The following is an 8,039-nucleotide window of genomic DNA, read 5'->3' on the forward strand; positions in this document are numbered from 1 at the left end:
CTCGCAGGGTGCGAGTGCGAGCCCGGGGGTGCAGAGAGGCGCTGCGCTTGTCTATGTCACTCTCCGTGCTTGTCCCCGCAGGCAGACAAACCACTGGACAAAGACTGGACAAGCAGCTGGACTTCGGCGTCCTACGCGCGCCCGGGCTCGCGCGCGCGTAGGACGCACTTTAGCACGCCCGGGCTCGTTGTCCACCGGACAACTGGACAATCACCCACCGTCACGGCCGGCGGCAGGATCACCGGGTCTGGTCTGGCCGTCGCTCATCTCACGAGCGAGGCCCTCGACGAACTCGATCGCCTGGTCGCCCCGCAGGCTGTGGCCCTGGTAGGCGCGGAACTGGTCGATATGCTGCTGCACAACCACCTGGTTCTCGGGGGCGTCTCCTGTCCGACTTGATGACTAAGTTGTCGGCGGCCTCGTGGGGGGCCATGTAGATGACCGCGTCCAATCCATATGCTGAATCGAAGTTGACATTATTGGGCAGGACGGCAAGATCGACCAGTCTGTGCCTAGCCAGCGAGATGATCCTGTCTAGCTGGTCAAGTATTACATAGGCGCCACCAAACTGCTGCTTTAGCAAGGATTCGACCATGACGATCTCCACTTTCCGCCGTGATCCATATAGGATATCTTGCCGGTCGATGCGACTTGCGATCTGAGTGGCGGTGTATCGCCTTGAGTGTCCAGTGGTCGATCGAAAAAAGTGTCGCATGTAGGCAGCTGACTGAAGGAGGTCCGGCACGAAGGAGCTCTGCCAGGAAAGAATGAGCGATGCCTCGATTTCGATAGACTCGATGTCACCTCGCTGTGACTGCCACCCGCGCGGCCTTGAATCGCGTGTCTTCTTCACCGTTTCTTCTATTGCCGCGTCGATGCCATCGAGTATTACTTTGAGCGCGCCATCGGACCCTGTTGCGTGAAGCCATTTCCGCGCCTCCTGTTTGGTGATGTGCGATTTTCCGGATTCAATCCGACTGACTCGCGACTGGTCGCATCCAATGGTGTTAGCCAGCGCCCGGCCGGACATTCCGGCTCTGATTCGATACTTTCGCAGATGCTCGCCGAGTCGAGCCCAAGAGTTGTTCCGGACCGAAGTCACAAAGCCTCCCGTCGTATTCGTTGACTGTCTCTGCTCGACCTCTATGCGTCGCCGTCTCGTTGTCGACCAGCGCGTGGTCCGGCCTTCGCGGGCTGACTCGGTTCGAGCGCCTCGCCCGCAGACTTCCCGGTGCTGGTCGTCAACTCGCGCGAGCGAGCGGAGGCGAACGTGGATTCTCTCCGCGTTCGCGAGGCAGCTCGGACTGGGGCGACTTTCCTCTCGTGCCCCCTTGACTCGAGGTCTCGACCGCTGCAAGCTGAGGCTGGCTGATGTGAGGAGAGCGTCGCTCGCATCGCACACATTGAATCTCAGTGGTCGGGCCCCGGCGGACTGTTCCTCCGCCGAGGCCCTTGTAGACCACCCCGAGCATGAAGAGGTGGCCCACGTGGTCGAGCGTAGTCCTGTCTTTGACGACGATCCGGGGACTGGAGTCCCGGTCCCGTCCGAGTTGTCGTCCCATCCGGGTCGGCACTGTCTTGGTGTGGATACCGAGGTGTTCTTCCCGGTGTCTGAGCTGGGTGTGTTGCAGGCCCGGCTGGTGTGCACCGGTTGTCCGGTGCGTGTCGCATGCCGGGAGTGGGCCGCGGCGACGGGCCAGTACGGCGTCTGGGGCGGCACCACTCGTGAGGAGCGCGCCGCTCAGCGGCACGCGGACATCGCCGCCGCTGCTGCGGCGGTTGATAATTGGGCGGTGGCGGCCTGATGGCGACATCGTCGGGGACGGATCGTCTGCGTGCTTTGAGTGCTCGGCGGGCGGATGCGGTGTTGCGGCGTGGTCGCGTCCGCCGGGACATGTTCGTGTCGGCCTACGGGCAGGCGTCCACGCCGGTCGAGCGGCTGATCGCGGCGTTCGCCGCCGTGCGAGCGACGCTGCCGAAAACCGGGACCGTGTCCCCGGAGGTGACACGACGCATCGACCGGATCGCCGACGACCTCGCCGATCTGTTCGTCGAGCTCCACGAGGTCCAGGAAGCCGCCGCTCACAAGGCGGTGCGGGTCAAGCAGCGTCAGGCCGAGCGGTCGCAGGCCCGCGCCGCCCAGCGTCAGGCCGCCGCTCCTACGGCTGGCGGTGACCGGTGATGCAGGTCCGTGCGCGGTGTGTGGTGTGTCGCCGGTCGATCGAGATTCCACGGGAGGGCGGCGTGCCGCCGCGGACCTGTAGCCGCTGCCATCGGCAGAAGGTGGGAGGTGGTCGTCGTGCCGCAGCCCGCATCTGACCAGCACCAGGAAGAGGGACAGGAGGGCCCGGCCCGCCCGGGCCTCTACATCGTCGATCCGGACGCAGCGTCGCCCGAGAGCGGTGAGAGCCAGGCGGCTGCTCCGGTGGAGCCGGGAGTGAAGCCGTTGGCGCCGTGGGACCAGCGCATCGCCCAGACCATCAGTGACGTGGTGGAGGCCCGGCCGCGGTGGAACGAGCCGCCGCCCTCATACGCCCAGACCTGGGCCTACTCCCGCACTGGGGACTGGACCACATCCAGCAATCCCCTGGTGAGGGCGGCGCACTCGGCGCTGACTCTGGCCGCCCTGGTCGTGGTGTTCCCGCTGGATTGGGTGGCGAACGTGATCCGGGACAAGCCATCCGGCTTCGTGATCACCGTCGTGGTGGTCGCCCTACTCGCCCTCGCGTTCTGAAAGGACGGTGATCGTCGATGTCGTGGTCGATGTTCATTCCGAGTTCGATGCTCACGCTCGGCGCTCTCGCCCTGATCCTCGCGGTCGTCCTGGTGTATCTGGATGTGCCTGGTCAGGGCGTGGATTGGGAGAAGATCGCCGCCGTCCTCGCGGTGATCGGCGGGTTCGGCGTCGGCGGGGCCTCCGCGGGCTGGTTCGGCGGGCTGTTCACCGCCCTATCCGGTGGCGCGCTGACCGGGGCCGGGCAGGCCACCGCCCACCTTGTTGGTGTGTCGGCGGTGGGTGCGGTCGCCGCCGGGGCGGGCCTGTGGGCGTACTCGCGTCTGCGCGGGTCGGGGATTACGGCGGCGACGCGGACGAAGTCGCTGCTGGTCGTCGCCGCCCTCGCCCTGGTCGGCACCGTGCTGGCGGGTGTCCCGCGCCTCTACAGCGCGGCGGACACCTTCATCGCCGCCCTCGCCGCATCCCTCACCTGATGACACCGCCAGTTCTAGCCACAAGCCGATACAGCGCTAGAGAAGAAGGGAGCAGGTGGTGGAGGCGTTCTTCCTGACGTGTGTCGTGGTGGCGTTCTTCGTGACCAAGGGACGCACCGACACCGCCGCCTACAGCAACGGCAAGGAACCACCCGGCCTGGCCCGGGCCCGGATGCGCCACGAGAACGCCGGCGGGGCCCGCACCGCGTCGGGGCGTCCGACCGGGCGGGGCGCGTTCGGTCTGCTCGTGGCGTCGCGGTGGGCGAACGCCTGTCGGGCCGCGCAGCACCGCGGGGAGCATCGGGCGGCGCGGCGGCGGGCGTGGTTTGACGAGACCGCCCCGGGGCGGGATGAGCGGTGGCGTGCGGTCCAGCAGCGTCGTATGGAGCGGGCGGATCGGGCGCGGGCCCGCTGGGCGCAGGCCCGCGGCCTGCACCCGGCCAGCACCAGCGATAGCGGTGCGGTCGGCGGTGTGGCTGGGCCTGCGGGCGCCCCGTCCCCGCAGCCGTGGGGCCGCCGCCGCGCGCGGCCGACGGCCGACGCGGCGGGAGCCGCCGGCACGACCGCGACCGCGACCGACGATCCGGGCCTGCCCACCACGGACAGCGCTGACAGCGCTGACAGCGCCGACGGCGTGGGTGTCGAGGTGCGTGGCGCTGATCCCGAGCCGGGGACCGGCTCGGCGCCGGCTTCTCCGACCGGTCCGTCCCCGGCGGCAGACCTGCCGCCGGACACCACCACCAACACCAGCCCGGGCACCGGCACGAGCACTGGCACGGGCACTTCGGGCCTGGCCGAGTCCACGATCGGTCTGTTCAAGACCGAAGCCGTCCGGGACGACTCCCCGTTCCGGACCGGGCCGCTGCGCCAGCTCGACGACGTCGAATGGGTCACAGCCGCCTGGGGGGCTTGACCCCAGATCTTGGACACGCTGATTCCAGCACTGCTGGGGAAGCGAGATGATCCAGCGATCATGGCCAGGAAGAGTTTCACCGACGAGTTCCGTCGGCAGGCTGTTGATCTGTATGAGTCCACCCCGGGTGCCACCGTCCGTGGTATCGCCGACGACCTGGGCATCGCGCGGGGCACGTTGCGGGACTGGCTCACGATCCACGGCACGGGGAACAAGACCGCAGCTGATGGCAGTAGCTGCCCCAGCCCGGTACAGCCCATGCGTACCACGCCGGGGTCGGGCCTGGGTGGGGAGGAACCACCGAGGCAGAAGATCGCCCGTCTCGAGGCCCGGGTCCGTGAACTCGAGATCAGCGAGAAGAAGCTGACCGCCGAGCGGGAGATCCTGCAGCGGGCGGCCAAGTATTTCGCGGGGGAGACGCGCTGGTGACCCGCTTCCAGTTCGTCGCTGACCACCGGCACACCTTCGAGGTGAAGCGGTTGTGCGAGCTCGTGCACGTCTCGAGGTCGTCGTTCTACGCCTGGTTGGCTGCGGCCCCGGTCCGGGCGCGGCGGGCCGCTGGTGATGCGGTGTTGGTGGCGCGGATCCAGACGATCCATGACGGCGACAACACCATCGGTGCGCCGCGGGCCACCACAGAGCTCAACGACGGTGTCGCCGCCGCCGATCGGGTCAACCACAAACGCGTCGCGCGGGTCATGCGCGCGGCCGGGATCGCCGGCTACCGCCGCCGACGCCGCGTGCACACCACGATCGTCGAGCAGCCCCGGCAGACGGTGCCCGACCTGCTCAGGCGGGATTTCACCGCCCCAGCACCGAACCAGGTCTACGTCGGTGACATCACCTACCTGCCCCTCGCAGGCGGGACGAACCTGTATCTGGCCACGGTGATCGACTGCTGCTCCCGCAAACTCGCCGGCTGGGCCCTGGCTGATCACATGCGCACCGACCTGGTCAACGACGCGCTCCACGCCGCGGAACGGGCTCGTGGGTCGCTGCGCGGGGCGGTCTTCCACAGCGACCACGGAGCGGTCTACACCTCGAGTGCCTACGCCGAGCTCTGCGACCGGCTCGGGGTGACCCGTTCCATGGGCGCGGTCGGGTCGTCGGCGGACAACGCCTTGGCCGAGTCGTTCAACGCCACCGTCAAACGCGAGGTCCTCCAGGACAGCACCTGCTGGCCCGACGCGGCCACCTGCCGACGGCAGGTCTTCAGATGGCTGACCCGCTACAACACCCGCCGACGGCACTCCTACTGCCAGCACCTGTCCCCGAACACCTACGAACAGGCCCTCCGGGCTACCGTCACAGCCACAGCCGCGTAATCAACCACCGTGTCCAAGATCCGGGGTCAAGGCCCTGGGTCGACTGGTACAACACCCGCCGACTGCACTCCCGGATCGGCAACATCCCACCCGATGAACACGAGCAGGCCTACTACGCTGAACACCGCTCACCCGAGCCCCGTACCGAAGCGGCATAGAACCGTGGACGCTTCACTGAGGTGGTGCGGCACGATGTCCCATCGTGAGGGTGTTGGTGGTCGAGGATGACTTAGGCGTGGCAGGTGCCCTAGCAGAGGCGGTGCGTGTCCGCGGGCACGGCGTCGTGCACGCGCCGTCCGGGGGTGCAGCGATCGGGTTGCTCGGCGAGGTCGATCTGGTACTGCTCGATCTGGGCCTGCCTGATTGTGACGGCCTGAGTCTGTTGCATCAGGTACGGCAGGACTCTGCGGTCCCTGTGATCGTGTTGACCGCTCGCTCTGCGGAGGGTGACGTCGTGCGAGCGTTGCACCTCGGTGCCGACGACTACTTGGTCAAGCCGGTACGTCTGCGCGAGTTACTTGCCCGCATCGATACCGTCGTGCGCCGGGCTGCAAACGTGCTCGCAGACGCTACAGTGGTAGAGGTGGAGGACGTGCGGGTTGACCTCGGTGCCCGCCAAGTTATCGTCGGCGCAGTAGACATGCCCCTGACCGGGAAAGAGTTTGCCGTGCTCGCGTCGCTCGCCAGCCGCGTCGGAGTGGCCGTGAGCCGCCGCCAGATCCTCGAGGAGGTGTGGGGGACCGCGTCGGTCGCCAGGTCGAAGTCGCTGGATGTACATGTCGCGGCGCTGCGGGCTAAGCTCAACCGCCCTGGACTGGTCGCGACCGTGCGTGGGTTCGGTTACCGCCTGGGTCGGTGACGAGGTGCAGCGACGTCTGTTGCTCGTCCTCTCGTTTTTCTCCTTGCTTACGGTGGCCGCGTTCGTGATGCCGTTACTGGAGCAGCAGGCGACCACGCGGGCCCAGGCTTGGGCGCTGACTCGCGGCGCCGACCTCGATTGGTTCGCCGAGATGGCCGCCCTCGAGGGAACCGATGATTCCCACGGCGTTCTGGACTGCGGCGCACGTCGTCACGCGGACCTCTACCGCGAAGGCGTACTCGTCGTCGATGCGCAGCGGCGACCGGTGGTATCGGTCGGCCTCGCGCTGGATGCCCCTGGGGTGCCCGCTGCGCTGGACGCGGCGCTGCGCAATCAGCCGTCGGTCGCCCCGACGTGGATTACGCCGTTCGCCCGCGACTCGGTGTTGCTGTGGCAGCCGGTCGGGACCGGGCACCGCGCCAACGGGGCTGTGCTGCTGCTCGCCGACCCGGCACGAGCGGCCGCTGACGTGGCCCTTACCTGGGCACTTGTGCTGTGTGGGGCACTTGCTGCAGCGGTCGGGTTCGCTGCGCTCGCGCTGCTGCTGGCCCGCTGGGTGCTGCGTCCAATCGGGGTGCTGGCCCGCGGCGTCGGAGCCGTCGCGCAAGGTCGCGCAGGGGAACAGATCGCCGTCTGTGCTGGGCCGCGAGAACTACGTGAGCTAACTGAGTCGTTCAATCGGATGTCGGCAGCGGTCCGTGCTGGCGCAGCTGAACAGCAGCGCCTCGTCGCCGATGCGTCGCACCAGATTCGGAACCCGCTGAGCGCGTTGCGGCTGCGAGTCGACGGGCTTGACCCCCATATCGCTGCCAGCGGTCGCGCCACTTACGACTCCACGCTTGGAGAAATCGACCGGCTGGAACGACTGTTGGATGGGATGCTGGGACTCGCCTCAGCTGAGGCGCAGTCGGCGGCGGTCGCTGCCGGCACCGCTGCTCCCGCACACTGCAACGCCGCCGTCGTCGCAGCCGGTAGAGTCGACGCGTGGCGGTTGGCCGCCGCCGCCTCGGGGGTAACCCTCGAGGGCTACTCCGGTGACTGGGAGTCCTTGGAGCTGCCTGTCGGCTGGCCCGACGGTGATCTGGAACAGGTGCTGGACGTGCTGTTGGACAACGCTGTGCGGCACACCGGCCGCGGTTCGACGGTGCGGGTGCGGTGGTCCAGCGGGCTGAACGGCGGGACGGTCGCGATCTCCGACGACGGACCCGGGATCGCCGCCGACGATTTGGCCCGCGCTCGGCAGCGGTTCTGGCAGGGCGCTTCCCCCGGCACCGCCGGAGGCTCCGGGTTGGGACTCGCGATCGCGGACCGGCTGACACAGGCACACGGCGGCCGCCTCGACCTCGAGTGTCGACCATCCGGCGGGCTACTCGCCACCGTCGTCCTAGGACCGATTCAGTGAGCGCGCGGGGACAGCCGCGGCGCTCGATCCTCGGTGGGCTGTGCCTACTCCCGATGCTCACATCATGCACTAGCGTCGCGCTCGATGAACTCTCGCTGGCTGCAGGTGAGCCTGGTGGATTCTATGCCGAGTTCGCGGATCTGCTCGCAGCGGTCTCACGCTCGGCCGGGTGGCCACTGCGCCCCGTCACGACCGGGGGCTCGCGCAGCAACGCCGAGCTCGTCATCCGTGGGGGCGCCGATGTCGGGCTCGCCCTCACCGACCTCGTCCTGGCCGCGCGGGCCGGGGCGGCGCCATTCGCCGCACCACTAGAGCTGCTCGCGATCGGAA

At 68.1% G+C, this 8,039-nt stretch carries 9 protein-coding genes and 2 pseudogenes; 9 read left to right on the forward strand and 2 right to left on the reverse strand.

Translation table 11 applies throughout. The features are described 5' to 3' along the window. Positions 1-210: 210 nt before the first annotated feature. Together KPL57_RS09065 and KPL57_RS71920 are read right to left on the reverse strand one after the other, a co-directional pair. Positions 211-366: a hypothetical protein gene (locus KPL57_RS09065; protein ID WP_226351233.1), complete on the reverse strand. Its 156-nt coding sequence runs from the start codon at positions 364-366 to the stop codon at positions 211-213. A 70-nt stretch (positions 367-436) separates the two neighbouring features. Beyond that, a pseudogene (locus KPL57_RS71920) lies at positions 437-1,648 on the reverse strand (Scr1 family TA system antitoxin-like transcriptional regulator); the annotation flags it as partial. Between KPL57_RS71920 and KPL57_RS69500 the strand changes: the two are divergent. The 9 genes and pseudogenes from KPL57_RS69500 to KPL57_RS09115 form a co-directional block, all read left to right on the forward strand. Next, positions 1,584-1,805 carry a WhiB family transcriptional regulator gene (locus KPL57_RS69500; RefSeq protein WP_308252825.1) on the forward strand — a complete coding sequence of 74 codons (222 nt, stop codon included), beginning with the start codon at positions 1,584-1,586 and terminating at the stop codon, positions 1,803-1,805. The pseudogene KPL57_RS71920 and the gene KPL57_RS69500 overlap by 65 nt on opposite strands. A 95-nt stretch (positions 1,806-1,900) precedes the next feature. Next, the gene (locus KPL57_RS09080) at positions 1,901-2,182 is read left to right on the forward strand and encodes a hypothetical protein (RefSeq protein ID WP_226351111.1); all 282 of its coding nucleotides are present in this window, start codon (positions 1,901-1,903) and stop codon (positions 2,180-2,182) included. A gap of 108 nt (positions 2,183-2,290) precedes the next feature. Beyond that, a complete protein-coding gene (locus KPL57_RS09085; RefSeq protein ID WP_226351112.1) occupies positions 2,291-2,734 on the forward strand; it encodes a hypothetical protein in 444 nt (147 codons plus the stop codon). Positions 2,735-2,763: 29 nt separating this feature from the next. After that, positions 2,764-3,210 carry a hypothetical protein gene (locus tag KPL57_RS09090; protein ID WP_226351232.1) on the forward strand — a complete coding sequence of 149 codons (447 nt, stop codon included), beginning with the start codon at positions 2,764-2,766 and terminating at the stop codon, positions 3,208-3,210. 55 nt (positions 3,211-3,265) lie between these two features. After that, entirely contained in the window at positions 3,266-4,123 is an 858-nt protein-coding gene (locus tag KPL57_RS09095) for a hypothetical protein (RefSeq protein WP_226351234.1), read from the forward strand. 60 nt (positions 4,124-4,183) lie between these two features. Beyond that, a protein-coding gene (locus KPL57_RS09100; RefSeq protein WP_226351113.1) for an IS3 family transposase occupies positions 4,184-5,448 on the forward strand; the annotation gives its coding sequence in 2 pieces (ribosomal slippage) (positions 4,184-4,535 and positions 4,535-5,448; 1,266 coding nt in all). 202 nt (positions 5,449-5,650) lie between these two features. Next, on the forward strand, positions 5,651-6,307 hold the full coding sequence (locus KPL57_RS09105; protein ID WP_226351114.1) for a response regulator transcription factor: 657 nt from the start codon (positions 5,651-5,653) through the stop codon (positions 6,305-6,307). A gap of 4 nt (positions 6,308-6,311) precedes the next feature. Next, positions 6,312-7,709 (forward strand): HAMP domain-containing sensor histidine kinase, encoded by a 1,398-nt coding sequence (locus tag KPL57_RS09110; protein ID WP_226351115.1) that lies wholly within the window; start codon positions 6,312-6,314, stop codon positions 7,707-7,709. After that, positions 7,706-8,039: pseudogene (locus tag KPL57_RS09115) on the forward strand (C4-dicarboxylate ABC transporter substrate-binding protein); the annotation flags it as partial. The gene KPL57_RS09110 and the pseudogene KPL57_RS09115, both read left to right, overlap by 4 nt.

This window comes from Pseudonocardia sp. ICBG601 (genome assembly GCF_020496245.1).

Coding starts and splice junctions, on each gene's coding strand:
- KPL57_RS09090 (WP_226351232.1), top strand. CDS start 2,764: ATGTTCATTCCGAGTTCGATGCTCACGCTCGGCGCTCTCGCCCTGATC.